General features: G+C 41.4%; 25 protein-coding genes, 2 tRNA genes and 1 other annotated feature. Of the genes, 9 read left to right on the plus strand and 18 right to left on the minus strand.

From position 1 onward, the window contains the following. Nucleotides 1-7: 7 nt before the first annotated feature. From AAGU76_RS15005 to AAGU76_RS15030, 6 genes are all read right to left on the minus strand, one after another. The gene (locus AAGU76_RS15005; RefSeq protein ID WP_342486339.1) at nucleotides 8-1,714 is read right to left on the minus strand and encodes a phospho-sugar mutase; all 1,707 of its coding nucleotides are present in this window, start codon (nucleotides 1,712-1,714) and stop codon (nucleotides 8-10) included. A gap of 11 nt (nucleotides 1,715-1,725) precedes the next feature. Then, nucleotides 1,726-2,592, minus strand: a complete 867-nt coding sequence (gene galU, locus AAGU76_RS15010; RefSeq protein ID WP_342486340.1) for a UTP--glucose-1-phosphate uridylyltransferase GalU — start codon at nucleotides 2,590-2,592, stop codon at nucleotides 1,726-1,728. Between the two features lie 81 nt (nucleotides 2,593-2,673). Beyond that, nucleotides 2,674-3,705 carry a rod shape-determining protein gene (locus AAGU76_RS15015; protein WP_342486341.1) on the minus strand — a complete coding sequence of 344 codons (1,032 nt, stop codon included), beginning with the start codon at nucleotides 3,703-3,705 and terminating at the stop codon, nucleotides 2,674-2,676. A 290-nt stretch (nucleotides 3,706-3,995) separates the two neighbouring features. Next, entirely contained in the window at nucleotides 3,996-5,147 is a 1,152-nt protein-coding gene (locus AAGU76_RS15020) for a ribose-phosphate pyrophosphokinase (protein ID WP_342486342.1), read from the minus strand. A gap of 240 nt (nucleotides 5,148-5,387) precedes the next feature. Next, nucleotides 5,388-6,587, minus strand: a complete 1,200-nt coding sequence (locus AAGU76_RS15025; protein WP_342486343.1) for an ATP-binding protein — start codon at nucleotides 6,585-6,587, stop codon at nucleotides 5,388-5,390. A gap of 214 nt (nucleotides 6,588-6,801) precedes the next feature. Beyond that, nucleotides 6,802-6,877 (minus strand) — tRNA-Lys (locus tag AAGU76_RS15030). Between the two features lie 195 nt (nucleotides 6,878-7,072). Here AAGU76_RS15030 and AAGU76_RS15035 point away from each other — a divergent pair. Beyond that, nucleotides 7,073-8,317: an aminotransferase class I/II-fold pyridoxal phosphate-dependent enzyme gene (locus AAGU76_RS15035; protein WP_342486344.1), complete on the plus strand. Its 1,245-nt coding sequence runs from the start codon at nucleotides 7,073-7,075 to the stop codon at nucleotides 8,315-8,317. Between the two features lie 38 nt (nucleotides 8,318-8,355). On the opposite strand, the gene AAGU76_RS15040 is transcribed toward AAGU76_RS15035, so the two are convergent. The 3 genes from AAGU76_RS15040 to AAGU76_RS15050 form a co-directional block, all read right to left on the minus strand. After that, nucleotides 8,356-9,741, minus strand: coding sequence for an MATE family efflux transporter (locus AAGU76_RS15040; protein WP_342486345.1), 1,386 nt, complete (start codon nucleotides 9,739-9,741; stop codon nucleotides 8,356-8,358). 241 nt (nucleotides 9,742-9,982) lie between these two features. After that, a complete protein-coding gene (locus AAGU76_RS15045) occupies nucleotides 9,983-11,233 on the minus strand; it encodes an argininosuccinate synthase (protein ID WP_342486346.1) in 1,251 nt (416 codons plus the stop codon). Nucleotides 11,234-11,497: 264 nt separating this feature from the next. Next, nucleotides 11,498-11,706, minus strand: a binding site (T-box leader). Between the two features lie 353 nt (nucleotides 11,707-12,059). Next, nucleotides 12,060-12,132 (minus strand) — tRNA-Val (locus AAGU76_RS15050). Between the two features lie 191 nt (nucleotides 12,133-12,323). On the opposite strand from AAGU76_RS15050, the gene AAGU76_RS15055 reads away from it, so the two are divergent. Genes AAGU76_RS15055 through AAGU76_RS15065 form a run of 3 tightly spaced genes read left to right on the plus strand, consistent with a single transcriptional unit; the run spans nucleotide 12,324 to nucleotide 16,225 of the window. Next, a complete protein-coding gene (locus AAGU76_RS15055; protein ID WP_342486347.1) occupies nucleotides 12,324-14,105 on the plus strand; it encodes an ABC transporter ATP-binding protein in 1,782 nt (593 codons plus the stop codon). 2 nt (nucleotides 14,106-14,107) lie between these two features. Then, complete coding sequence (locus AAGU76_RS15060; protein WP_342486348.1) at nucleotides 14,108-15,919, plus strand: ABC transporter ATP-binding protein; 1,812 nt, start codon at nucleotides 14,108-14,110, stop codon at nucleotides 15,917-15,919. A gap of 21 nt (nucleotides 15,920-15,940) precedes the next feature. Then, nucleotides 15,941-16,225: a putative quinol monooxygenase gene (locus tag AAGU76_RS15065; protein ID WP_342486349.1), complete on the plus strand. Its 285-nt coding sequence runs from the start codon at nucleotides 15,941-15,943 to the stop codon at nucleotides 16,223-16,225. Between the two features lie 68 nt (nucleotides 16,226-16,293). On the opposite strand, the gene AAGU76_RS15070 is transcribed toward AAGU76_RS15065, so the two are convergent. Next, nucleotides 16,294-16,668, minus strand: coding sequence for a PH domain-containing protein (locus AAGU76_RS15070; RefSeq protein ID WP_342486350.1), 375 nt, complete (start codon nucleotides 16,666-16,668; stop codon nucleotides 16,294-16,296). A gap of 215 nt (nucleotides 16,669-16,883) precedes the next feature. Here AAGU76_RS15070 and AAGU76_RS15075 point away from each other — a divergent pair, with 215 nt between their 5' ends. The 3 genes from AAGU76_RS15075 to AAGU76_RS15085 are packed head-to-tail and all read left to right on the plus strand — an operon-like array spanning nucleotide 16,884 to nucleotide 17,967. Beyond that, entirely contained in the window at nucleotides 16,884-17,087 is a 204-nt protein-coding gene (locus AAGU76_RS15075) for a spore coat associated protein CotJA (RefSeq protein ID WP_342486351.1), read from the plus strand. 2 nt (nucleotides 17,088-17,089) lie between these two features. Then, on the plus strand, nucleotides 17,090-17,365 hold the full coding sequence (locus AAGU76_RS15080) for a spore coat protein CotJB (RefSeq protein WP_342486352.1): 276 nt from the start codon (nucleotides 17,090-17,092) through the stop codon (nucleotides 17,363-17,365). Nucleotides 17,366-17,394: 29 nt separating this feature from the next. Further along, nucleotides 17,395-17,967 carry a manganese catalase family protein gene (locus tag AAGU76_RS15085; RefSeq protein WP_342486353.1) on the plus strand — a complete coding sequence of 191 codons (573 nt, stop codon included), beginning with the start codon at nucleotides 17,395-17,397 and terminating at the stop codon, nucleotides 17,965-17,967. Between the two features lie 196 nt (nucleotides 17,968-18,163). Here the strand turns inward: AAGU76_RS15085 and AAGU76_RS15090 are convergent, their stop codons facing one another. Together AAGU76_RS15090 and AAGU76_RS15095 are read right to left on the minus strand one after the other, a co-directional pair. After that, nucleotides 18,164-18,475: an AzlD domain-containing protein gene (locus AAGU76_RS15090; RefSeq protein WP_342486354.1), complete on the minus strand. Its 312-nt coding sequence runs from the start codon at nucleotides 18,473-18,475 to the stop codon at nucleotides 18,164-18,166. Beyond that, the gene (locus AAGU76_RS15095) at nucleotides 18,468-19,157 is read right to left on the minus strand and encodes an AzlC family ABC transporter permease (protein WP_342486355.1); all 690 of its coding nucleotides are present in this window, start codon (nucleotides 19,155-19,157) and stop codon (nucleotides 18,468-18,470) included. The genes AAGU76_RS15090 and AAGU76_RS15095 overlap by 8 nt, the downstream gene beginning before the upstream one ends. A 247-nt stretch (nucleotides 19,158-19,404) precedes the next feature. On the opposite strand from AAGU76_RS15095, the gene AAGU76_RS15100 reads away from it, so the two are divergent. Together AAGU76_RS15100 and AAGU76_RS15105 are read left to right on the plus strand one after the other, a co-directional pair. After that, the gene (locus tag AAGU76_RS15100; RefSeq protein ID WP_342486356.1) at nucleotides 19,405-20,226 is read left to right on the plus strand and encodes an AraC family transcriptional regulator; all 822 of its coding nucleotides are present in this window, start codon (nucleotides 19,405-19,407) and stop codon (nucleotides 20,224-20,226) included. Nucleotides 20,227-20,265: 39 nt separating this feature from the next. Continuing rightward, the gene (locus AAGU76_RS15105) at nucleotides 20,266-20,688 is read left to right on the plus strand and encodes a DUF2000 domain-containing protein (protein ID WP_342486357.1); all 423 of its coding nucleotides are present in this window, start codon (nucleotides 20,266-20,268) and stop codon (nucleotides 20,686-20,688) included. A gap of 75 nt (nucleotides 20,689-20,763) precedes the next feature. Here AAGU76_RS15105 and AAGU76_RS15110 read toward each other — a convergent pair whose 3' ends face one another. The 6 genes from AAGU76_RS15110 to AAGU76_RS15135 all read right to left on the minus strand — a co-directional run bounded on the left by AAGU76_RS15110 (nucleotide 20,764) and on the right by AAGU76_RS15135 (nucleotide 25,170). Continuing rightward, nucleotides 20,764-21,120: a NifB/NifX family molybdenum-iron cluster-binding protein gene (locus tag AAGU76_RS15110; RefSeq protein WP_342486358.1), complete on the minus strand. Its 357-nt coding sequence runs from the start codon at nucleotides 21,118-21,120 to the stop codon at nucleotides 20,764-20,766. A 42-nt stretch (nucleotides 21,121-21,162) separates the two neighbouring features. Beyond that, entirely contained in the window at nucleotides 21,163-22,029 is an 867-nt protein-coding gene (locus tag AAGU76_RS15115) for an ATP-binding protein (protein ID WP_342486359.1), read from the minus strand. Next, the gene (locus AAGU76_RS15120) at nucleotides 22,007-22,861 is read right to left on the minus strand and encodes an ATP-binding protein (RefSeq protein ID WP_342486360.1); all 855 of its coding nucleotides are present in this window, start codon (nucleotides 22,859-22,861) and stop codon (nucleotides 22,007-22,009) included. The genes AAGU76_RS15115 and AAGU76_RS15120 overlap by 23 nt, the downstream gene beginning before the upstream one ends. Then, on the minus strand, nucleotides 22,858-23,229 hold the full coding sequence (locus tag AAGU76_RS15125) for a NifB/NifX family molybdenum-iron cluster-binding protein (protein ID WP_342486361.1): 372 nt from the start codon (nucleotides 23,227-23,229) through the stop codon (nucleotides 22,858-22,860). The genes AAGU76_RS15120 and AAGU76_RS15125 overlap by 4 nt, the downstream gene beginning before the upstream one ends. 9 nt (nucleotides 23,230-23,238) lie before the next feature. Continuing rightward, entirely contained in the window at nucleotides 23,239-23,460 is a 222-nt protein-coding gene (locus AAGU76_RS15130; protein ID WP_342486362.1) for a DUF5320 domain-containing protein, read from the minus strand. A gap of 159 nt (nucleotides 23,461-23,619) precedes the next feature. Further along, nucleotides 23,620-25,170, minus strand: a complete 1,551-nt coding sequence (locus AAGU76_RS15135) for a glutamate synthase-related protein (RefSeq protein ID WP_342486363.1) — start codon at nucleotides 25,168-25,170, stop codon at nucleotides 23,620-23,622. Between the last annotated feature and the right edge of the window lie 254 nt (nucleotides 25,171-25,424).

Genomic DNA, 25,424 nt, shown 5'->3' on the forward strand with positions numbered 1-25,424 from the left:
CAGTTGTTTAGTTGTTTATCTGTATGCGGTCAATTGCGCTTAATATTTCTTTCTTGGTATTTTCTAAAACCTGCGTGGATTTGCTTTCATTTTCCTCATTTATGGAAAAATAAATTTTCAGCTTGGGCTCTGTACCGGATGGTCTTAGCACCAGCCACGATCCGTCTTCAAAACAGAATTTCAGCACATCAGACTTTGGATAGTCCAGATGCTCCGTCTTACCGTTTAAGAGATTTAATGAAGTCCCCATCTTGTAGTCGTAAACATGCAGTATGCTTTTGCCAGCAAAGGAGCTTGGCTTGTTTTCCCTGAAGTTTTCCATTATGGCCTTCATCTTGTTCTGACCTGTTGAGCCTGCAAAGGTCAGAGAAACAGTTTCCTCTATATAGTATCCGTGTTCCCTGTAAATATCCTTAAGCGCATCCAGGAGAGTGCTGCCCTTTTTCTTATAATATGCAGCCATTTCACAAATGAGCATACTGGCTATAACCGCATCCTTGTCCCTGACAAATGTCCCTGCCAGATACCCGTAGCTTTCCTCGTAGCCGAAGATGAAGCTGTGTTCCTCTGTGTCTTCAAACTGCTGCATCATTTCAGCAATATATTTGAATCCTGTCAGAGTGTCAAAGTTTGCCACATTGTACTTGGATGCGATTGCCCTTCCTATTTCACTGGTTACTATTGTCTTAATAACAGCTCCGTCGGCAGGAATTTTTCCCTTTTCATACATGGAGCTCAGCACATAATTCAAAAGGAGAGCCCCTGTCTGGTTTCCGTTCAGCGGAACGTAACTTCCGTCTCCGTCCTTCACAACCAGACCTACCCTGTCGCAGTCGGGGTCGGTTCCAATGATTATTTCGCCTCCGCCTTGTTCAGCTCTTTTTATTGCTATCTCAAAAGCGCTTATTTCTTCCGGGTTCGGAGACTTTACCGTGGAAAACATGGGATCCGGTTCTTCCTGTTCCTTTACCACAGTCACATTTTTGTAACCCAGCTCCTGGAGCACCCTTCTTACAGGCATGTTTCCTGTTCCATGAAGCGGAGTGTATACGATGTTAATATTCTTATCCACATCATCCCTGATGCTCAGGCTCTTAACCTTGTTTATGTAGACAGTATCCAGCTCGTTTCCCACCATAACTATTTTGCTGCTATCTTCGGATGTTTTTATGTCCTTAAGCTTAACACTGTTTATTTTCATGATTATTTCATCCGCATCTCCAACAACCTGGCCGCCAAACTGGTCATAAACCTTGTAGCCGTTGTATTCGGGCGGATTATGGCTTGCAGTAATCACAACGCCGGCCTTGCAGCCGAAATGTCTCACTGCGAATGAAAGTTCAGGAGTCGGCCTGAGGCTTTCAAACAAGTACACCTTTATGTTGTTTGCGGCAAAAACTGCTGCTGCCTTTGACGCAAATTCCCTTGACATGTTTCTTGAATCGTACGCAATTGCAGTGCTTATGTTTCCATCCGTGTATTTTTCATTTAAAAAATCTGCAATGCCTTGTGTTGCCTTTGCTACAGTAACGAAATTCATACGGTTTGTACCTGCCCCTATTTTCCCCCGCATGCCTCCGGTGCCAAATTCCAGCTCCCTGTAGAACCTGTCCTCAACTTCACTCTCAATTTTTTCGATTTTTTTCAATTCTTCTTTTAAGGATTCGTCTACAAACGGACTGTCCAGCCATACTTCCAACTTTTCTCTGTACATGACAACACCCCTTAATCCAAATTTATAGTTCGCAGATAAGCTTTGAAGCTGTCCCTCAAATCATCTCTCTTCAGTGCAAAGTCAACGGTTGCTTCAAGAAATCCTATTTTGCTTCCCACGTCGTATCTTCTGCCTTCAAAAATATATGCAAAAACATCCTCAATATTACAAAGATCCTTCAGTCCATCCGTAAGCTGAATCTCACCGCCCACTCCCTTTTTAGTATTTTCAAGGATTTCGAATATCTTTGGTGTTATTATGTACCTTCCCAAAATTGCTATGTTTGTGGGTGCCTTTTCCATTGCCGGCTTCTCTACCAAATCCTTAACAGTGTATATTTTGTCGTTTAATTTTTCGCCGGATACTATGCCGTACTTGTTAACATTTTCCCACGCTACCGGCTGCACGCCCAGAATTGTGGAGTTATATTCTTCAAACATTTCAATCATCTGCTTCAGGCACGGTTTTTTTGAATCAACCACATCGTCCCCCAGCAGCACGGCAAATGGTTCGTTTCCGACGAAAGATTTTGCGCAGTAAACAGCATGACCCAGACCCAGCGGATCTTTTTGCCTCACTGTGTGTATGTTTATCATTTTTGATATTTTTCTTACTTCTTCCAATAACTCTTCTTTGTGAGTTTTCTCAAGATTGTCTTCAAGTTCCACAGCCCTGTCGAAATGTTCTTCTATGGAGCCCTTGTTCCTGCCTGTGATTATCAGGACGTCTTCTATGCCAGAAGCAATTACTTCCTCGACTATGTACTGTATTGTAGGTTTATCGACTAAGGGGAGCATTTCTTTCGGAATTGCCTTTGTAGCCGGCAAAAACCTGGTTCCCAGACCTGCTGCAGGTATAACTGCTTTTTTAATTTTCATACTCAACCTCTGTATTTATTTTCCCAAATTGGTCAAATGCAATAAGGGACCCGGCAACCAGGCCGGAATCCCACATGTTCATTAAGATGCGCTGTAGTTAGTTTTTATGTTTTCGGTTATCAGTGAGTCTTTAAGCACATCCATATGCTCCAATGACTGTCCTGTTCCTTTTGCAACGCATGAAATGGCGTCGTCTGCAATCATAACATTCAATCCGGTCCTCTTGCTGATCAATTTGTCCAGACCTTGAATCAGGCAGCCGCCTCCGGTCATGATGATACCCTTTTCGCTGATGTCAGCAGCCAGTTCAGGCGGGGTTTTCTCAAGAACAGAGTGAACAGCATCAGCTATGGAGGTTATGGTTTCCTCAAGAGCCTCAAGCATGTCGGATGATGATATGGTCAGGTTTACAGGAAGACCTGTAACAAGGTTTCTTCCTCTTACTTCCATGTACTTTTCCTCTTCTGCGGGGAAGGCGGCCCCGATGTTGATTTTCAGCTCTTCAGCACTTCTAAGACCTATCATCACATTGTATTTCTTTCTTACATATCTTACTATGGCGTCGTCGCACTTGTCTCCTGCTACCTTTATGGATCTGCTGACAACAATTCCTCCCAGGGAAATGACTGCTATGTCGGTAGTTCCGCCGCCCATGTCTATTATCATGTGTCCTGAAGGCTTTGTTATGTCAAGACCTGCTCCTATTGCCGCAGCCACAGGCTCCTCTATGAGGTAAGTCTTCTTGGCGCCGGCATTGTTGCTTGCCTCAAGCACAGCTCTCTTTTCAACTTCTGTAACTCCGCTTGGAACACATATGATAACCCTTGGTTTTATAATGGAATTTCCAACTGCCTTCTTTATGAAATACTTCAGCATTTTCTCAGTAATGTCAAAGTCTGAGATTACTCCGTCCCTCAGAGGTCTGATGGCAACTATGTTTCCCGGCGTACGTCCAAGCATTTTTCTCGCTTCTTCACCGACCTCCAGGATCTTGTTTGTGTTTATGTCTATTGCTACAACAGAAGGTTCGTTAATTACAATTCCTTTGCCCTTGATGTAAACTAATACGCTGGCAGTACCAAGGTCTATACCAATGTCCATTCTGAAACTCATTTTTATCCTCCTGAATTTCCTTTTCATATATTTTACTGATTTTCGTTCAAATTATGCAAAATGTACCATTAAGATACAATGATAAAAATTATACCACATAATTCTTTATATTTCAATTTTTTTGTTTTTGTCTTTCACAACCTGTCAATGAAATACTTGTGCTATTTCGTCCATAGTAAGGCACAGCTGCCAGTACTTTCATAATGAAATGAATGATATCGGACAGAGGACGAAATAAAAATGTCTGCCCGTGGACAGACATTTTAATCTCATGCAAATTTGCTTAATTCTTATTTGAGCAGTTTCTTTATTTTTTGAACAGGGTCCAAAAGTTCGCTCAGCGATCTGTCGTAGTTCAACGTATCGATGATGTTTGCAATGTATTTGGACATGTCAACTTCTTCATACCACGGTTTACCCATAAGTTCAGGCTTTCTGTAAATCATGTTCGTAGTGAATATTTTTGTGATTATGCCTTCTTTAAAAGCATTGTCAAATTTGTCGAATCCTTCCGTGAACAGTCCGAAAGCAGAGAAAATATACACGTTTCTTGCTCTTCTTTCCTTGAGCTTCTTTGCAACGTCAATCATGGAATCTCCTGAAGCAATCATGTCGTCAACGACAATCACATCCTTGCCTTCCACGTTGTCTCCCAAAAACTCATGGCTTATAACCGGATTCTTTCCGTTTACGATTACCGAGTAGTCCCTTCTCTTGTAGAACATTCCCAGATCCAGTTCCATAACAGACGAGTAGTAGATGCATCTGGACATTCCGCCTTCATCGGGAGAAATGATCATCATGTGGTTTCTGTCAATATCGGCATCAGGAACGGCTCTAACAAATGCCTTTATCATCTGGTAGTGTGGATGGAAATCCTCAAAACCGTGAAGAGGAATTGCATTTTGAACTCTCGGATCGTGAATATCAAAGGAAATGATATTTTCAACTCCCATGTTTGTGAGTTCCTGCAATGCAAGGGCGCAGTCCAGCGATTCCCTTGTGGCTCTCTTGTGCTGTCTTCCTTCATAAAGCATAGGCATTATAACATTGATTCTCTTTGCCTTGCCGTTCATGGCAGCGATGATTCTCTTAAGGTCCTGGTAGTGGTCGTCAGGACTCATGGGCACTTCCATGCCGTACATCTTGAACTTCACGCCATAATTAAAAACATCGGATATTATGAATATGTCATGGCCCCTTACAGTCTCATTGATCACACCTTTTGCTTCACCTGATCCAAACCTTGGACAAACAGCATCCAGCAAAAATGTCCTTACAGGATTTGATCCTTCCTGGTAAATTACCCCGTTGTTATCCTGTCTCCACTCTTTCAGATAGTAGTCAATTTTTGCCGCAATTTCTTCGCAGCCCTTCATTGCTATTATTGACAAGTCTCCAAACGGCTTGGGCTCACTGTACACATAATCATTTATATTCATTTTTTCCTCCAGTTTAAACAATGCATTCATTTCTTCTGTTCTTCTATTTCTTTTTACATTCTATCAAATATTTATCAATTGTCAAAAGAAAGTGCCTGGAATTTTGTTAAGTTATCTTAACAAACGCAGCCTGTTTATTGTTCATTCTTTTGGAGAGCTTGAACTGCAGCGTCCGGAACAATCTTAATCAGTTGCAAGCAAAAAGGCGCCAGTATCAGCGCCTTTTTACACAATCTACACCTACATGTAAATTTTGGCTATCTGAGCAGACAGTTCCTCGTAAGTAAATGGTTTTTCCATGATAATCTGCCCTCTCCTGGCCAGCTCCTCGTAATCATTCTGTCTGGCATAACCTGTTATAAAAATAACAGAAGCATCTTTTCTGGCCTCCTGCATGTGCTCAAACAGCTGTCTTCCCGTCATTACAGGCATTGATATGTCCAAAACGGAAAAGGCAATTTTAGAGCTGTTCTTCTTGAAAAACTTCAATGCAGATACGGGTTCGTTGAACTTAACCACATCGTAACCCAGATCCTCAAGTATTTCTGCCTCCACATCCAGCACGTTCACATCGTCATCAACCAGCATTATGAGATTGCTGTTTATTTCCTTGTGTGCATCTTCTGAAATTTTTTCCTTCTTCTTATACACTGGCAGGAAAACTTCAAACATTGTTCCGACGTTTGAATTGCTTATGACATTGATGTAACCCGAGTGTGATTTCACCGTTCCGAACACCACAGAAAGGCCAAGGCCTGTCCCCTTGCTCTTGCTTTTGGTTGTGTAGTAAGGCTCGAATATTCTGTTCAGGACTTTTCTTTCTATTCCCTTGCCGTTGTCCTCCACATAGATCTTGATGTACTGCCCGGGCCTTATGATGTCACCGTGGCTCAAAACCGTGTCTGAGAATATGACTGTGTCTTCAGAACCGATTCTTACCTTTCCCACATTGTCCTCCAAGGCGTCCCTGGAGTTTAAAATGAGGTTCACGATAAGGCTCTCAATCTGTGCTTCGTCTCCCTGCACAACCTTGTTTGCTGCACCATACTCATAGGTAAGTTCGATTTTCTTGGTGAGGATTGAATCAACCATTACGTAGGTGTTATCCATGACGTTTTTCAAATTAATTGGCTTGTTGATGCTGCTTTCTCTTTTTGAAAACATCAGGATTTTTTTTGTTAAACTTGCTGTGCTTTGAGAAATATGTATTATTCTCTCCGCATATTCCTTTATTCTGTCAAGATCATCCGTCTTTTGTATCATTGTTGCATTGCCGATGATGCTCATGAGCTGATTGTTGAAGTCATGAGCTATGCCGCCGGCAAGCTGCCCCAAGGCAGCCATCTTTTCGCTCTGGCTGTTTTCTGCCTGCGAGTTTTCCCTGGATGCTGTTTTAATGTCGTCGGGTTCCTTGATTCTCTTCTCTTTTGTTTGTAACATACGTTCCCCTTCACTTCGCTAAAAAATATTAATTTTTTTTGTCACCCATAAGAATATACAATCATCAAAAAGCAAATTTTGTTGAAAATTGTTGAAAGCAAAAATAAAATATAAGAAAAGGTTGTCCCGGCTCCTCCAGGAGATTTAATTAATAACGGATCGCATAAAAAAAGCAACATCCAACGTCGCTAAGATCGTCAGATGTTGTTTGTAATGGTGATCCATCGGCGATTCGAACGCCGGACACCTTGATTAAAAGTCAAGTGCTCTGCCTGCTGAGCTAATGGATCTCTTTTTAAGAACTTTTATATAATAACAAGCCTGTCTAATCTTGTCAATGATTTTTTATTAATTTAAACAAAATTAATAAAAACCCATATGTACTTAATATTGTTCTAATATATTGCAATTCAGCTTTTTTAAAGTGTTGACTTATATTTGGTACAATGATAAAATTATCAAAATAATAATTACGAGGTGATGTTATGTCATTTAAAATGGTTGCTGATCATGCTGTATGGCCCCTGGAAAATGATGCCATCTTTGGGCTTGCTGCAAAGGCTAAAGAGGCTATAGAAAAATACGGCAAAGATAATGTTATTGATTCCACTCTTGGCGCTTTGGCAGACGACGATGGAAATCTCATATGTCTTGAAACTGTTTATACAGAATTGAAATCCTTACCCAATGCCGACATAGCTGCATATGCACAGGTTGCAGGACAGCCTGATTTCCTGGAAGCTGTACAGGATGCGTGCTTCAAAGGTTACAAACCAGATGCGTACATAAAGGCAGTTGCTACTCCGGGCGGAACCGGTTCAGTAAGACATGCAATCTTCAACTACACGAATCCTGGAGACTCAATCCTGGTTTGTGACTGGTTCTGGGCACCATACGTTACAATTTCCGAAGAATTCGGAAGAACAGTAACAAATTATGAACTTTTCAATGAAAAGGGCGAATTCAACATAATATCATTCAAGGAAAAGTTTGAAGATCTTTTGAACAAGCAAAAAAGACTAGTTACAATAATAAACACTCCGGCAAACAACCCTACCGGATACAGCCTCTCCGACGAGGAATGGGATCAGGTTCTTCAAATCGCAAAGGAAAACGCCAAAGATCCTCAGAACAAAATAATCATCGTAGTTGACTCCGCTTACATAGACTATGCAGGAGTAGGCAACGAAAGAAGAGAATTCTTCACAAAATTCGGAAACCTTCCTGAAAACATCCTTGTAATAGTTGCATACAGCATGTCAAAAGGATATACAATGTATGGTTTAAGATCCGGAGCTGCAATCGGAATTTCCTCAAGCGAAGAAATAGCAAACGAGTTTTACTATTCCTCTATGCATGCCAACAGAGCAAACTGGTCAAACGGAACAAGAGCTGCAATGTCAGTAATGACAAACATAGCAAAGGATCCTGAAAAGACAAAGGCCTACGAGGAAGAGGTCAACGCCACAAAGACAATGCTGAGAAAACGCGCCGACGCTTTTGTTGAGGCTGCTAAAGAAGCAAATCTTGAAATACTTCCTTACAGAGACGGCTTCTTCGTAAGCATACCATGCAGCAACTCAAAGAAAGCATCCGAAGAACTGATTAAGGAAAACCTGTTTGTGGTTGCACTTAAAAAAGGACTCAGATTTGCAGTTTGTGCCGTATCTGAAGAAAAATGCAGAATTGCTCCTGCTAAAATCAAAAGGGTTATAGACAATTTAAAATAGATAATAAACAAAACGGCCGGTATCAACCAGCCGTTTTTTTATTGTCTTATGAGCTTTTGAGATTTTGTCTTCCACTTTCCGGACAGATAGTACGGTCCGGTTATCATGAGCCAGAAGAACCATCCTATGCCGTAGCTGTAAAACATGTATTCCTTGCCGAAGTTGTATGCAATGTAGTAAGCAGACGGTATTCTGCCAAGCCACAAAGTCACTATGGCTCCTATCATGGGAACAACGGACTCCCCCGCTCCCCTGACGACCGCATTTATTACGAACACAATGGCCAGCAGCACGTATAACGGCATTACGTTTTTCAGATAGATCATTCCCGATTCAATAACCGCCGAATCCGAGTTGAAAAGTCCCAAAAGAGGCGGCCCCAGAGGAATTATAACCAGTGCAAGCAGGCATACAATCACTGACATGGTTACCGCTGCAACCGTTCCGCTGTGAACTCTGTCCATCCTTCCGGCTCCTATGTTCTGACCCGTGTAGGTTGTAACTGCATTGCTGAAGCTTTGAATCGGCATGAAAGCAAACATGTCAATCTTGTTGGCTGCATTGAAGCCTGCGATGAAGTCGGAACCGTAGCTGTTTACAAGAGACTGAATGCTCATTATTCCTATTGAAAAAAGCATCTGCTGTATTCCCGTCGGAAGGCCAAGTTTAAGTATTTTAACAAATATATCCCTGTTGAAGTAAAATTTCAATATCTGAAAATTAAGCACTTCATATTTCTTGCGCATGTAAACCAATCCAAAAATCCAGGAAAAAGCCTGCGCTATTATGGTGGCTATGGCAACTCCTGCCACTCCCCAGCCGAAGACCACTACAAACAGCAGGTCCAAAGCAATGTTAATGCCTGTGGCAATGACCAGAAACAAAAGCGATGACTTGCTGTCACCGAATCCCTGCAGTATTCCTGTGTTCATGTTGTAACCTATGGCACCAAGAAGCCCCGCAAAAATTATCATCATGTACTGCTTAGCCATGGGCAGCGTATCTGCAGGCGTGTTGATAAGATTAAGAATAGGTTCGCACAGGAAAAGACCCAATATTGATATGGGAATTGCACCCAATATCATGGCCGTGTAAATTGTCTGACAGGTTTTTTTCACATTTTCTATATCACCGGCTCCTACGTACTGAGCTATGAGTATTGTTGCCCCTATGCCCAGTCCTATGAACAAGGATGCCATCATGAATATTAACGGAAATCCTGTTCCTACTGCAGCCAGAGCAATTTTTCCCACATAATTGCCGACCACAATGCTGTCAACCATGTTGTAAAGCTGCTGAAACACGTTGCCGACCAGCATCGGAAAGGCAAATACAAGTATGAGTCTGACCGGATTCCCTTCGGTCATGGCATTTATCTGCTTGTTGCCGCTGTTGCTGTTATTGTCCTTATTTTTTAATTCCACCCAATCACCTCCGTTAAAGCCAGTATAGTATACCATACATTAATATAAATACAAAATGTAATTTTTTATTTTCTCTTAGATGAAAAAAAGAGAGGTATCTTCCGGCAGGGCTAAGTGGGCTAGACTTTCCAAGCCGAAAGAAGATCTCTCTATTGCAATGGCTTATTTAATTTCCTGAACTTTTAGTTCAGATAAAGGTTGTACCGTCTACAGCATAGCTTCGTAAACTAATTGTTCGAGACTATTCTTTGAATGTGTAAACAACTTCTGTTGATGATTTCTTGTTGTTCATTTCATTCAGAGCCTGAATCTTGTACGGCAGGCTGTACAAGTGAATGAATCCTGTTGCATCCTTCTGGTCGTAAAGATCTCCCGTGCTGAAAGATGAAATTGATTCGTTGTACAAAGCATACTTGGAAGTCATTCCTGCAAACTTGATGGTTCCTTTGTACAGTTTCAGCTTAACTGTTCCTGTAACATTTTTCTGAGTTGAGTCAACGAATGCATCAAATGCGTCCTTAAGTCCGCTGAACCACATTGCATTGTACACAAGCTCTGCATACTTGCTGCTTATCATTTCCTTGAAATGAGCAGTTTCCTTTTCCAGAACGAAGCTTTCAAGGTACTTGTGAGCTTCTAATAGAAGGGTTCCTCCCGGTGTTTCATATATTCCTCTTGACTTCATACCAACAAGTCTGTTTTCAAGAAGGTCTATGACTCCTATGCCGTGTTTGCCTCCTATTTTGTTGAGTGCTCCTAGCATTTCCTCGCCGCTGAGCTTTTCGCCGTTGAGCTTCACAGGAATTCCTTTTTTGAATTCTATTTCAATGTACTCAGCCTCATCCGGAGCCTTTTCCACGGTGTTTGTCATTATGAGCAGCTCGTCAAAATCAGGTTCGTTAGCTGGATTTTCAAGCATTCCGCCTTCATGGCTGATGTGGAGAATATTCTGGTCACGTGAATAAATTCTTTTCTTAGATATACCGTTAAGGTCTATGTTTTTAGATTCAGCATAGTCAATTGCATCTTCTCTTGAAGATATATCCCATATACGCCATGGAGCAATTATCTTGATGAACGGATCCAAAGAAGCTATGGCAGTTTCAATACGAACCTGGTCGTTTCCTTTTCCTGTGCAGCCGTGAGCTATATACTTGGCTCCTTCCTTGTGTGCAACTTCAACAAGTTTTTTTGCAATCAATGGTCTTGCGTAAGCCGTACCCAGCAGATACTTGCCTTCATAAACCGCATTTGCCTTCAGTCCCTTGTAAACATACTCTTCAACAAACTCATTTACTACATTTTCAATATAGACCTTGCTTGCCCCCGAAGACAAGGCTTTGTTTTTAACGAACTCCATGTCGTCTTCCTGGCCAACATTCACGCAGCATGCTATGATTTCAAAATTATCGTAATTTTCTTTTAACCATGGGATTATTATTGATGTGTCCAATCCGCCTGAATATGCCAATACTACTTTTTCTTTTTCCATCTCTTCCATCCTCCAGATTTTGATATAAGATTAAAAATTTACTTTCCGTATAATTATTCATTAGTTATATTGATTGATTGGATTAGAAAGGGTAAAAGCTTCTCGGAAAAACAGGGTTAAACCCTGGGCATAGCGCAGTTTCGTTCACCAATTTATCAGCTCCCTACGGTCGCATAAATTGGGAACTCATTGCGTTTGACCTACCGCTGTTTTTCTCTCCCTGCGGTCGGAAAAACAGGGTTAGGGCATAAAAAAAACTGCTGATAAAGAGGCGGTTTGTGTCCGCGGTACCACTCTTTTTTAGGCAGCTGCTTTACTCTTTCATCATAACGGTATTTAACCGGATTCTCATACTGTTATTTCCGAGAATCTTTTCATGGACTCTTTTCAACTAAATTTCACTGCCGGACTCACACTCTGTTCCGACTCGCTGAAGCTCAAGTTTAATCTACTCTTCCAATCATCAAATTATACATAATTAATCATTTTTATACGATTATAGTCTATGCCCTTAACTTTGTCAACTCTTTTTTATAAAATTTTTTCAAATTTTATTATATTTATTCGAAGTTGAACTAAACAAAGGCGGAACTACTCCGTTTTTAACGAAAAGCAACTGTAATATTTATCCCGTTCGATCATAGACACCAAACGCAGCCTGTCACTCTGACCACATCAGGAATCACATTGTTGTTTATGGATTCTTCCTGATTTCCTTCAGATGACATATGCTCGCACTATAAACAACAAGAGGATGCCTTTTCGGCATCCTCCAAATTCCTTGAATTACTGTAACTTCCTTCTCCCTAAAAAAGGGCATAAAAAATGGGAACTATAGGGCTCGAACCTATGACCCCCTGCTTGTAAGGCAGATGCTCTCCCAACTGAGCTAAGCTCCCGTGACTGTTTATTATGTTACCACAACTTCAAACAATTGTCAATTGCGTTTATAAAAATTTCCTCAATATTTTTATCGCTGTCAATAAATCTTCAGCATCGATAATTCTTCATGCACAACCGAAATAATGCTGGGAATTATTTTTAAAAATAGTATAATGTAGTTATGTCATTTTACTTTCAGGAGAAAAAAATGAAATCAGAGTCACCGCAAAAGCCCTCAAGCTTCATAGGAAGCAGTTATATACAGTTTTTCTTGAAAAAATATCTTATAAACTACATACTGGGAATCATGGCACTGCTGGTCGTTGACTACGTGCAGACCAGGGTTCCAATCATAGTAGGAAACATCATAGACCGAATCGAGCTGGGTAAAATGGATACCGTCTATGTACAATCTTCAATCGTTAAGCTCTTTGCCATTGCAGGAACCATTTACGTAGGAAGGATTTTGTGGAGATACTTCATATTCGGAACATCAAGAAGCATCGAACGCGACATGAGAAACGACATGTTCAGCCATCTTGAACAGCTGTCAGCCGTCTTTTACCACCAGCACGGCACAGGCGAAATAATGGCGTACATGACAAACGACCTGGAAGCTGTGCGTATGGCCCTGGGTCCCGGTATTCTGACGCTGTGCGACGTGATTGCCCTGGGATCCATAACCGTATTCAACATGGTTACTGAAATAGATCCTCTGCTGACAGTCGCAGCTGTCATTCCTCTTCTTCTCATTGCCGTGTCAGTACGTTTCATGGGAAGGGAGCTGCAAAGCCGCTTCACCAAAAAGCAGGAAGCCTTTGCGCAGCTTTCAAACTTTGTGCAGGAAAGTCTGTCAGGCATAAAGGTAATCAAATCCTTCGTGCAGGAGGACAAGTCCAACTCATCCTTCGAAAAACAGAACAAAGACGCATTCAAAAAGAACATTGACTTAAGCGTAATTCAGACGCTGATGCATCCGTTCATGCAGATGATTTCAGGTGCTGCGCTGGCTGTAGCCATAGGTTACGGCGGCTACATAACAATAAAGGGTAGAATAACACTGGGAGAGTTCTCGGCATTCATACAATACCTGGGCATGCTGGTTTGGCCAATGATGGCCACGGGCATGACCATCAACCTGTTCAATACGGGAGCCGCTTCACTGGAAAGAGTGGAAAAAATACTGAAAGAGCCAGTGGAAATCAAGGACTCGGAAAACAGGTCCGTTGAAAGCCTTACAGGAAGCATACAGGTGAAAAATTTAAGCTACAGATACCCGGGAACGGACAAATATGTGCTCAGGGACATTGATTTTTCTGTAGAGAAGGGACAAACTCTTGGAATCATAGGAAGGACCGGCAGCGGCAAGACAACGCTGGTAAACCTGATGCTTCGCATTTTCGAACCCGACAAAAACACCATATACATCGGAGGCTTTCGCATCTCAGACATACCCCTTAAGGTTCTCAGGAAAACCATCGGCTACGTGCCCCAGGACAATTTTCTTTTCTCCGACACCATAGCCAACAACATAGATTTCGGCTTACGAAGCGGTCAAATGGACAAAATAGAACAGGCTGCCAGGGATGCTGTGATCCACGACAACATTGCGGAATTTAAAAACGGCTACGATACACTGGTTGGAGAAAAGGGTGTATCTGTTTCCGGAGGCCAGAAACAGCGCATATCCATCGCCCGTGCTCTAATAAAGGATCCGGAAATATTGATACTGGACGATTCTGTATCAGCCGTTGACACCGACACTGAGGAAAAAATACTCAATACACTTGAAGAAAGGCGTAAAGGCAAGACAAACATAATAATCGCCCACAGGATTTCAACCATTCAAAACGCCGACATCATTATCGTGCTTGACGAAGGAAGGATTGTTGAAAAGGGTACACACCAGCAGCTGATCCAACAGGATGGTCTGTACTGCTCCATTTATGAAAAGCAGCTTCTTGAAAAAATGCTGGAGGAACAGGAGTAGCCATGAAATACGATGATGATGGAAAAAAGAAAAAAATAAACAAGAACATTGCAAAGAGGCTTCTGAAATATGCTAAACCGTACATGTGGCAGTTTGCTCTTGCAATACTCATAATTTTCGCCATAGTTGCCGTGGAGCTGTACCAGCCTGTTCTCATAGGAGACGCGGTGGACAAATTCCTGGCCCGCTACACAGCTAAAACCGCACCTGCCGTTGATGCAGGAGTCACGACACAAGCAGACATTAACGGAGTCATAAAAATCAGTCTCGTGTACCTGTCAACAGTGGCGCTGGTTTTTGTGCTAAGTTATGCACAGGCCATGATACTTGCACGAGCAGGTCAAAAAATAATCTACAACATCAGAATGGAAGTATTCAGGCACCTTAATACGCTGTCCATAAGCTTCTTCAACTCAAACCCCCTAGGCAAACTTGTGACAAGGGTTACGAATGACACAGAGGCATTAAATGAAATGTACACCAGCGTCATTGTGAACATACTGAAAAGCTGCTTTGTCCTGGTGGGTGTAATCATCACGATGATCACTTACAACAGCAGACTTTCACTGATGACATTCACGGTCATACCTTTCATTGCCCTGTTCACCTTTGCATTTGAAGGTGCTTCAAAAAAGATTTACAGGGAAATACGAAGCAAAATTTCAGCTCTTAACTCATTCATATCAGAACATGTTTCCGGAATGAAAATAGTACAGATATTCGCAGTTGAAAATGAAATATTCGACAAGTTCAAGACAGAAAATGAAAAGCTGCGAAAAGAAAACATAAAGCAGCTGTTTGCTTTCAGCATATACAACCCCACAAACTACCTCATGAACATCACGGCAGTTTCAATTCTTCTGTGGTTCGGCGGAAGGATGGTACTGGAAGGCACAGTGTCCATAGGAACCATAGTTGTCTTCCAAAGGTACATAAGCAAATTCTTCGAACCCATACAGGAGTTGGCTGAACAGCTTAACATAGTTCAGTCGGCAATGGCAGCTTCAGAAAGGATATTCGGCCTTCTGGACGAGGAGCCCGAAGTCAAGGATGATGAAGATGCGGTTGAAATGGACAGTTTCAAGGGAAGCATTGAGTTTAGGAATGTCTGGTTTTCCTACAAGGAAGACGAATGGATACTCAGGGATGTGTCCTTCAAGGTAAATCCCGGAGAAAGCGTGGCCTTCGTTGGAGCTACCGGAGCAGGAAAAACCACGATCCAAAATCTCATCTGCCGTTACTACGATATTCAAAAGGGAGACATATTCATTGACGGAATAAACATCAAAAAAATCAAGATATCAAGCCTCAGAAGAAACATCGGTCAGATGCTTCAGGACGTGTTCCTGTTCTTCGGAGACATAAAAAGCAACATAAGGCTTCAAAACCCAGACATCACAGACGAAGAAATCACAGAAGCTTCTAAATATGTAAACGCCCACAACTTCATATCAGCCTTGCCCGGAGGATATGACGAGCATGTCATTGAAAACGGCGCTGCATTCTCCGCCGGTCAGAGACAGCTCATCTCATTTGCCAGAACACTGGCTTTCAAGCCGGACATACTGATACTTGACGAAGCCACAGCAAACATAGACACAGAAACAGAAGTACTGATTCAGGATGCACTGAAGAAACTCATGAAAGGAAGGACGACACTTATAGTGGCCCACAGGCTGTCAACTGTACAGAACTCCAGCAAGATAATAGTCCTTCACAAGGGTGAAATCAGGGAGGAAGGAACCCATCAGGAACTTCTGGCTGAAAAGGGCATTTATTACAAGTTATACAAGCTCCAGTACGAGCATGCATAAAATATAAATCAGGAGGTCAACATGATTAAAGTCGTAGCAAAGGGAATTTATTTGGAAGGAAAGGCTGATGAAGCAATCACCATGTATGATGAGCTGGTGAAGAAGACAAGAGAGGAAAAGGGATGCATTTCATACAGTCTGTTCAGAGATGTAAACAATCCGGACATCCTCACTATGATTGAGGAATGGGAAAGCGTCGAAGACCTTGAAGCTCACAAGATATCCGAGCACTTCACAAGAATAGTGCCCAAGATAGGGGCTTTGAGAAAGAGCGCCGAACTGAACGTGTACAAAATGGTGTATTAAAAATACGCATTAAAAAATCGGCATTTGATGCCGATTTTTTTCTGTTTATATGTACAATTTCTTCCTTATCAGCACACATGCTCGGCCAATTCTGCCTGAACCTGGTAAATGTTAAGCGTCCTGTTGAAGTGCTTCTCTATGGGCTGTGAAGAGCCTGAAACCCATATTTTCAACTCTGCATCCAGATCAAAATGGCCGGCAGTCTCCACGCTGAACTGTGTGATTTTGCTGTATGGTATCGAATGATATTCAATCTTTTTTCCCGTCATACCCTGGACATCTATCAAAATCAGCCTTCTGTTCGTAAAAATAAACATGTCTCTGATCAGTTTGTATGCCTTATCAATATTTTCATTGGCCGCCAACAAATGACCATATTCCTTCTGTGCCTCCACAGCGCTGTATTCGGACGCATTGCCCAGCATTCCATCAAAAATTCCCATCTTTCTCCTCCATCTAAACTAGTTGACTTAATTATAAAGGCATACCATTAATTTATCAATCAAAATCAAACCTCTCACAAAATTTTGCCATATAAAATTTTTGCCATATATAAAATTATATATCCATTTTATTGAAACAAGTCACTTAATGTCGGTGAATGAATAATATGAATATAACTATCGAGATTCAGGTAGCACAAATATATGAGAAAGGAATGAAAATTTTGAATAGACAAGATTACGACACCTATGTGCCAATGGTGCCATATATGCCCGAAAATCCCAGAGTAGGGTACGGTTATGTGCCTTACCAGATAAACCCGCGATACTTTAACAACTTAACAGAAGCTTTTGTTCAGGGAACCTTGTATCCTGATTTGGTAACTCCATATTTAGAATATGTTCATGAAGAGGTGTAGATATGATGAGATATGACAGACAAAACCTAATGACCCATCAGCAGCTATCAATGCTGACCGATATTCAAAAGCTGCACTTCGCAGTAACTGACCTGGCTCTTTTCCTGGATACCCATCCCAATGATCCTGTTGCTCTTTACAGACACCACACATATGCTTCGCAGCTCAGGCAGTATCGGGATGCCTATGAAGCACAGTACGGCCCCCTGTGCAACATGAATCCCGAAATGAGTGACACATGGCGTTATATAAACAGCCCCTGGCCATGGGAAATGTAAAAAATTAATCTAGAAAGGATGATAAGTCTATGTTCATGTATGATAAAAAATTACAATACCCTGTAAGGGTTTCCAACAAAGACGTCAGGATGGCCAAGGCTGTTTTAAACCAGTATGGCGGCGCAGACGGTGAAGCAAGCGCCAGCATGAATTACCTGACCCAAAGATTCAGCATGCCCCTGAACGAAACAAAAGGCATTCTAACGGATATAGGAACTGAAGAACTTGGGCACATGGAAATGGTGGCTACATTGTTTAAAAAACTGCTTGAAGGCGCTACAAGAGAGGAACTCATTGCAGCCGGCATGGGTGGATACTTTGCAAACCATGAAACATGCCCATTCCTGCTTGATTCTGACGGCGTTCCATGGGAAGCAAAATACACTCAGGCAAAGGGGGATCCTATAGCTGATTTGTACAACGACATGGCAGCAGAGCAAAAAGCAAGAGCAACATATGAAAACCTGATTCTCTTAACAGACGACCCGCTGGTTAAAGACACGCTGAGGTGGCTGAGAGAACGAGAAATAGTCCACTTCCAGAGATTCGGCGAAGGTCTGAGACTTGTGGAGGAATACACAGCAAGCAAGAGATATTTCTGAAATAAATATTTAATATATCACACAACACCTTACAGGTTGTCAGACTATTGACAGAACACGCTTATGTTACTCTGAGCGCTAGCGAAGGCTCTCATCATGTTCAAGTGATGAGATTCTTCGGACTGCGTCCTCAGAATGACACGTTCAAATGTTACTTTGTCATCAACTGACATCACCTTATCGGTGTTGTGTATTTCTATATCATCATGTAAACTAAAACATCAGAGATTATTGCTCCTATCACAACCAGCATGATAGGCATCCTTAGGAGGCTTAATACTACTGCAACAAAGGCACCCACCAGTCCAATTGCCATGTTTCCTTCATCTGCCGACAACACTCCTGGAAAAATCAGCGCTGCCATTGCCGTATAAGGAATCAGGCTCAGAAATTTTTCCATTTTTTTATTGAATCTTATCTTTTCAACCAACACGGCGGGCAGCATTCGAGGCAAGTATGTTACAATTCCCATTCCAAAAATTAAAATCAATATCCTCACTTTATGCACCCCTTTCCTCTTCCTCATCCTTTACAATGAACATCCCTATGACTGCGCCTGTTAATATGGAAAATATAAGTGCGGTGCTGGACGTAAAAAACATGCCGAAAATACTGTTAATAATTCCTGTAACAATCACGACTGCTAATAACTGCATGTTCTTTCTAATGTTTGGTATCAATATGGCTATAAACGAAGCAAAAAATGCTATTCCAAAGCTTTTAGATATGGTGTCAGGTAAAACACTCATTGCGATGCAGCCGATGGTTGTGGAGACAATCCATGAAATACCCAGAACCACATTGATTCCAAATAAAAATATGTCGTCATCCTCCCCTTCCTCACTCATGGAAAACAAGGCAAAAGATTCATCACACAACACATAAGCTAATGCCATCTTTTTCAGAAGACCTTTTTCCTTTAATCTGTTCATGACATATGTGCTCATTATCAGATGTCTGAGGTTAATTAAAAAAGTTGCAAATATGATTGCAGGAACTGATGCTCCCTGAACAAGCATGCCAATGGACATAATCTGGCTTGCCCCGGCAAACACTATGATTGACATCAATATTGCCTGCCATGATTCCAAGCCTCCCTGCCTTGCTATAATGCCAAAAGAAATTCCAACCGGTATGACTCCCATACATATGGGCAACGCGGTTTTAACTCCGGAAATAAATCGTTTCATTGCAAGTTCCCCTTTATCTTAAATAAATCTATTTTACTATACAAAATTTTTCAATGCAATTTATATTTATCCGTTCTGTGATATAATAAGTACTACCTAGCCCTTTTAAGTTTGATGGCAAAGTATTTTTCAAACGTTTAATTCTGAAGGCGAAGTCTGAACGATAAAATTATCAACAGAAAGTCAATATCATACAAGAGTTGTAAATACAGTTGTGATATTCTGATGTTAAAGAAAGGAGAAAAGTATGATACTTGAAGAACGTACAGTATGCTATGACAGGGACCTGGAAATTGAAGCCTACCGCTTCAAGGGAATCATGCAGAAATTTCCCAACCACTTTCACGAGCATTATGTGATTGGATACATTGAAAGCGGCAGAAGGTTTTTGTCATGCAAAAACAAGACATACAGCATTGAAGCAGGGGATCTGGTGCTGTTTAATCCCATGGACAACCACACCTGCGAGCAACTTGATGATATGGCACTGGATTACAGGTGCATCAATGTAAAAACAGATATCATGAAAAAAGCAGCTTTTGAAGTCACAGGCAACGAATACCTGCCGTGTTTCACGCAGCCTGTGGTTCAGAAAAGCGAACTGACCGGACTGTTGTGTGATCTGCATAAATCTATAATGGAAGAACAGCCAGGTTTTAAGAAAGAAGAAACATTCCTGTTTTTGATTGAACAGATCATTGAGGAGTATACAAAACCTTTTGTTCAGCATGCCAATTCGGAGGTCAGAGAGGAAATCCAATCCGTATGCAGGTATATAGACGATCATTATCCGGAACGCATAACTCTGGATGACTTGAGCTGTCTGAGCAAAATGAACAAGTACTCCCTGCTCAGGTCTTTTACAAGGCACATGGGAATAACTCCTTACCGCTACCTTGAAACAGTAAGAATAAACAAGGCCAAGGAGCTTCTGGAAAGCGGAGTCGAACCGGTTGATACTGCCATGCAGACCGGTTTTGCAGACCAAAGCCACTTCACCAACTTCTTCAAGGAATTCATAGGACTGACTCCAAAACAATATCAAAATATTTTCAACCGTGATGAATGACGTTCATGTTGATTTTAAGACGAAAAGAGGATTTTAGAATTGGAAAATAAAGATTTGAAATGCGTAATGGTTGTGGATGAAGCTTTGCCCATTGGCATAATAACCAACACTGCTGCGATAATGGGCATAACTTTGGGAAAGCACATACCTGATGCTGTTGGCTCAAACGTAACTGACAAGACAGGAAATTCTCATATGGGAATCATAGAGTTCCCTGTGCCCATTTTGAAAGGAAACAACACACTTTTAAAGGAGCTCCGAAAAAAGCTGTACCAGCCTGAATTTTCAGATTTGACAGTGGTGGACTTCTCGGATGTTGCTCAAAGCTGCAATACTTACGATGATTTCATAAACAAGATATCAGGCATACCTGAAGGTGAACTTCAGTATTTCGGCGTGGCAGTATGCGGCAGGAAAAAACTTGTGAACAAGCTTACAGGAAGTATGCCTTTGCTGAGATGAACATGCCAAAATGCAACATGGCAGGCTAATAATAGCCTGCCACGATCTTCCATACTTGGTTTAGGAAAGTTATATCTAATTGCCACATTCATCATGATGCTGATGCTCGTGACAAACAGACCCAGTTGATTTAAGTGTTCCTGACAGATATTGTTCTGCGGAAGCTTTTGCATCTCCTCTTGCACCGGTAACCACTTCTATGCCTTTTTCATTAAATATATCTATAGCTCCGCCGCCCATTCCGCCTGATATTATAACATTTACTCCCATATCATTTAAGAAGTTTGGTAAAAACCCAGGTTTATGTCCGGGATTTGCTACAACATTGCTTTTCACTATCTTATTACAATCACTTTCAAAAATACAGAAACCTTCACAATGCCCAAAATGTTCAGTTACCATTCCTTTTTCACTTGCTACTGCTATTTTCATTTTACATTCTCCTTTATTATTCAAAACTTTTCCCAAACTTTCCTAATCATATAAAATTTTCATGGTTTTTTCAAATACATCCTTTGCGGCATTTCCCGAAGGACAATTCATGTCAGCAATACTTTGACCATTGTTGATAGCTTTTACAGCGCTAGGGTCAAACGGAATTCTTCCCGCAAACGGTATGCTGTTATTTTTGCAAAACGACTCGATTTTTTCTGTATTCTCAATGTTTGTATCATACTTATTCACGCAGACTGCAATTTTTGCGTGAAACTTATTTGCAGTATTTATTATGCGTTCCATATCGCTGATACCTGATATTGACGGTTCTGCAACTATTAAAACCATATTTGCACCGCTTATTGAGGCAATCACAGGACATCCTATTCCGGGAGATCCGTCTATGATTGCAAGCTGAGCATCTTCAGCAGTCCTAAGCTGCTTTTTGACCTCGGTTACAAGCATTCCTGATGTGCCGCTTCCCATTTTAAGCTCTGCTGTTGAGAACGTTTTATCGCCTACATAAAGCATAAGTTTTCCGGCAACATTGGGATTCAAGTTCACTGCATCCACAGGGCAAAATTCTTCACATACACCGCATCCCTCGCATGCATAAGGGTCTATTTCATATTTGTTTTTTAAGCTGTCACATTTGATGGCATCAAATCGGCAATTTTTGAGACATGTACCGCACTGTATGCATAGATCCTGATTTATCTCAGCCTTCGGCAACCCATAGTAATCAGATATCTTTGGCACTGCCTTGTTGTTCATTACTAGGTGCAGGTTTGGAGCATCAACATCACAGTCAGCGTAGGCGCGAACATCTGTTAACTTGATAAAAGCACTGGCAACAGTTGTTTTCCCTGTTCCTCCCTTGCCGCTAAGAATTAACAGTTGTTTCATTGCTAACCTCCTCCATGACAGAACAAAGCAGTGATGCAAAAAGATTTCTGTACTTTTCTGTTGACCACGCGGAAATCAACGCGCTGGAATTGATTTTGCCAAGTTCATTGTCAAATGGTATTTTGCCCAATATTTTAATATTTCTGTCAAGACAGTACTTTACAGCAGGATTTTCTCCGTCAAGACACTTGTTCAGCACAGCACCAAAGGGTTTGTTAAATAGCTTTACCAGATTGTAAACCATGTTGAAATTGTGCACGCCAAACAGTGTGGGTTCTGCCACCAATATGCAGTAATCCGCATCCTTGATGCTTTCCATGACAATGCACGCACTGCCTGGAGGGCAATCAATAAACGTCAACTCATTTTCTTCAGTGCTGCCTAAAAGTTCTTTTATTATGGGTATTCCCGAAGCTTCACCTGTATTTAATATGCCTGTAGCTACCTTGACATGTTGTGAAACACCTTTTTGAACATTACCTATAGTCTTTTCAACTTCGTTTATGGCTTTTTCAGAACACAAAAGTGAACATCCGCCGCATGAATGGCAAACCTCGTCAAAAACGATAACTTTTTTATTAATGTATGCCATAGCGTTAAACTTGCAAAATTCCATGCATTTACGGCATCCGCTGCACTTTTTATCATCAACTTTTGGAATTTTTATTGTTATTTCTTTTGTTTCAATGTCATGAGGTTTAAAAAATAAATGTCCGTTTGGTTCTTCCACATCGCAGTCTAAATATGTTGATTTTTCAGCTGCTGCAGCCAGATTAACCGATACAAGGGTCTTGCCTGTTCCTCCCTTACCGCTTAACACAGCTATTTTCATTTTTCTCCTCCATGACTGTGAAATCCTTCATGGAATTCATCAAGCAAGTTAAGCTTTTCTGCAAAATATTCATTAATATTGTGTTTTAATGTACCTTCCACAGCTTTATATACCAAGACTTCCGCATTTCTCAGCACTTTTTCGGCATTTTCGCCGCAGCGGGGAGTGATAAGAACCTGGGTTCCATTGTCAGCTATGACTTGTGCAGCTCTTATTCCTGCTCCTCCCTGACTTACGACAGCACTGTTATCTAAAAAAGTTGTTTCCTTTGTTATTGAGTTATAGAGAAGAAAATACGGCGCCCTGCCAAATGATTGGTAAACCTGGGCACTCATGTTTTTATCTTCAGCTGGAATAGCTATTCTCATAACTGCCTCCTATTCGTATATTGTTTTCCCGGAATCATCCGTCATGTTGTCCAGTTCCTTGCTGACTGCATCCATCTGAACCTTCAGGTATTCCATCTGTTCTTCAAGAATCTCCCTTCGGTTTCTGAAATTGTATCCATAAGCAGCAAAGCACCTGCCGCGACCTCTGCCAAGTCCTCTTCCTGTACTGGATCCCATACCCATAGGACCTGTTCCGTTTCTTCCTGACATTTTGTTACCTCCTTTTTATTGACATATGTCATTTATATTTTTATTATATATCTTTATTGACATATGTCAATAATTATTTCATTTCTTTTTCTTCAATAAAAAATGCTTAATGAAAACAAATGATTGTCATTAAGCATTTTTAATTATATGGACTGTGGATTAAAGATTCTTTAATTCCCTTACCAAAATATCATCGTATGTGTCAAGCCCTGAAATTTGCGCTGCCAGCTCAGTCATGGGGACTATGTCGCTTCTGTCTATGCATTCCAGTTTGAACTTTCTGTTCAGTGCCATCAGCTGCCTGATTCCGGCAGAAACTCTGTTGATGTAGGAATAAACTCCTACTGCTCCTGCTGATATATGTTCCGCATTTTCATAATAAAGCTTAAGCTCCCTGATATCAGCAAATATTTCCTTCTTGGTGCTTCCAAAGCGCCTGTATTCTTTTGGTATGTTTTCGGAATCGATCAGTTCTTCGACTTTTTTTCCGGCCATTGCCGCTGCCATAGCTGCCCTTCCCACTGCCACAAAGTTTACATGTGGGGCGCCCAGAGCTAATCCCTTGAATATCTGATCCTCCGTTGCAAATCCGCCGGCTATGGCAATCTGCGGAAGACTGCAGCTTTTTTCCTTCAGCTTTTTAAGTATGTCGTGAAGCATGCTTTCCAGATATACAGTCGGGATACCCCATTCATTCATCATCTTTACCGGGCTGTTTCCTGTGCCTCCTCCGGCTCCATCAAATGTTATGAGGTCGACACCTGCCTCGGAAGCAATCTTTATTATGCGAACCAGATCCCTTGGGTCAAACGGACCTGTTTTAAAGCACACATGTTCCGCTCCCAGTTTTCTAAGTTGTGACACACGGTTGATCAGCAGCTCCTCATTCCACACAGGAAGCTTTCCCACTTTTTCAAATACGGGGCCCTTACCGTTTCTGTAGTTTTCGGCAACCTGTGGATCAGTTGGATCAGGAAAAACAAGGTACCCCATATTTTTAAACTTAACAGCGTCATCTATATTTTTGACCCTGCCCATTCCCTGTATACCCTTGGCTGCCTGTCCGAACTTGAGCTCTACAGACTTAAGGCCCAGTTTTGTTATGGCATAATCAAGCACACCAAGGTTCTCATCATCGTAATTGGCTTGAAGGATTATGTCTCCGCATCCTCTGTAGTACTGCCTGAAAGAATCTACCATTTCCTCGATCAAGGGCGACGAAGTTACTTTTCCGTTTTCAAGAACCAAATTCTTATCCTTAGCCACAACGTCTTCACCGATAACGACCAATACTCCGGCTAAGGCTGCACCTGCATAGTAATCCTTCCAGTTAAGTTTTGCCATGGCCGGCAGAATTATGGGTGCATTCATTTTAACCTTGTTTTCAATTCCAAATTCCATATGTATGTCTACATTTGGAAATGATGCAATTTCAGCATCCTCAATACAGCCTGATGATCCGAACACCCTCCCGTTAATGTTGAAGTGCGAAAAGTCAAGCGGATATTTCTTTTCTGAAGCAAATTGATTGACATCTGCTTCAAAGGGATAAATTGCCTCGGAACCCCTGATGGCCGATAAACCTATTTCACATGGACCATAGCAGTTGGATGTGCAGGCAGCGCACATGCCCGAAAACGGGGATGAATCTTCAGGCGTTCTGATTCTGGTATTGGTAACGGAACTTCCCAGCAAAGGACTGTAAGACATAAATACCTCCATTTTATAGACAAAGTCTAAGATATCAGTTGAGTTTATACTCAAAGGACTTATAAAACGTTTTCAGCAACATCATCATGCGACCCAATATTCAGGACCTTTATTATTGACATATGGTGTTAATTTGATTTTATTCCCTTTTGTGTCATATGTCAATAATTAAATGTACAGAATAGCATACAACAAATTTCATGCAGTTTCATTGTTTCTGATACAGGAATTGTCAGCATTTTAATGAAAAATAT

This window comes from Sedimentibacter sp. (assembly GCF_038562225.1).
In the GTDB taxonomy this organism is placed as follows: domain Bacteria; phylum Bacillota; class Clostridia; order Tissierellales; family Sedimentibacteraceae; genus Sedimentibacter.

Bases quoted from the DNA above. Each gene is read 5' to 3' on its own strand.
- AAGU76_RS15005 (WP_342486339.1), bottom strand. From the start codon at position 1,714: ATGTACAGAGAAAAGTTGGAAGTATGGCTGGACAGTCCGTTTGTAGAC.
- galU (WP_342486340.1), bottom strand. From the start codon at position 2,592: ATGAAAATTAAAAAAGCAGTTATACCTGCAGCAGGTCTGGGAACCAGG.
- AAGU76_RS15015 (WP_342486341.1), bottom strand. From the start codon at position 3,705: ATGAGTTTCAGAATGGACATTGGTATAGACCTTGGTACTGCCAGCGTA.
- AAGU76_RS15020 (WP_342486342.1), bottom strand. From the start codon at position 5,147: ATGAATATAAATGATTATGTGTACAGTGAGCCCAAGCCGTTTGGAGAC.
- AAGU76_RS15025 (WP_342486343.1), bottom strand. From the start codon at position 6,587: ATGTTACAAACAAAAGAGAAGAGAATCAAGGAACCCGACGACATTAAA.
- AAGU76_RS15035 (WP_342486344.1), top strand. From the start codon at position 7,073: ATGTCATTTAAAATGGTTGCTGATCATGCTGTATGGCCCCTGGAAAAT.
- AAGU76_RS15045 (WP_342486346.1), bottom strand. From the start codon at position 11,233: ATGGAAAAAGAAAAAGTAGTATTGGCATATTCAGGCGGATTGGACACA.
- AAGU76_RS15055 (WP_342486347.1), top strand. From the start codon at position 12,324: ATGAAATCAGAGTCACCGCAAAAGCCCTCAAGCTTCATAGGAAGCAGT.
- AAGU76_RS15060 (WP_342486348.1), top strand. From the start codon at position 14,108: ATGAAATACGATGATGATGGAAAAAAGAAAAAAATAAACAAGAACATT.
- AAGU76_RS15065 (WP_342486349.1), top strand. From the start codon at position 15,941: ATGATTAAAGTCGTAGCAAAGGGAATTTATTTGGAAGGAAAGGCTGAT.
- AAGU76_RS15070 (WP_342486350.1), bottom strand. From the start codon at position 16,668: ATGGGAATTTTTGATGGAATGCTGGGCAATGCGTCCGAATACAGCGCT.
- AAGU76_RS15075 (WP_342486351.1), top strand. From the start codon at position 16,884: ATGAAAATTTTGAATAGACAAGATTACGACACCTATGTGCCAATGGTG.
- AAGU76_RS15080 (WP_342486352.1), top strand. From the start codon at position 17,090: ATGATGAGATATGACAGACAAAACCTAATGACCCATCAGCAGCTATCA.
- AAGU76_RS15085 (WP_342486353.1), top strand. From the start codon at position 17,395: ATGTTCATGTATGATAAAAAATTACAATACCCTGTAAGGGTTTCCAAC.
- AAGU76_RS15095 (WP_342486355.1), bottom strand. From the start codon at position 19,157: ATGAAACGATTTATTTCCGGAGTTAAAACCGCGTTGCCCATATGTATG.
- AAGU76_RS15100 (WP_342486356.1), top strand. From the start codon at position 19,405: ATGATACTTGAAGAACGTACAGTATGCTATGACAGGGACCTGGAAATT.
- AAGU76_RS15110 (WP_342486358.1), bottom strand. From the start codon at position 21,120: ATGAAAATAGCAGTAGCAAGTGAAAAAGGAATGGTAACTGAACATTTT.
- AAGU76_RS15115 (WP_342486359.1), bottom strand. From the start codon at position 22,029: ATGAAACAACTGTTAATTCTTAGCGGCAAGGGAGGAACAGGGAAAACA.
- AAGU76_RS15120 (WP_342486360.1), bottom strand. From the start codon at position 22,861: ATGAAAATAGCTGTGTTAAGCGGTAAGGGAGGAACAGGCAAGACCCTT.
- AAGU76_RS15125 (WP_342486361.1), bottom strand. From the start codon at position 23,229: ATGAGAATAGCTATTCCAGCTGAAGATAAAAACATGAGTGCCCAGGTT.
- AAGU76_RS15130 (WP_342486362.1), bottom strand. From the start codon at position 23,460: ATGTCAGGAAGAAACGGAACAGGTCCTATGGGTATGGGATCCAGTACA.
- AAGU76_RS15135 (WP_342486363.1), bottom strand. From the start codon at position 25,170: ATGTCTTACAGTCCTTTGCTGGGAAGTTCCGTTACCAATACCAGAATC.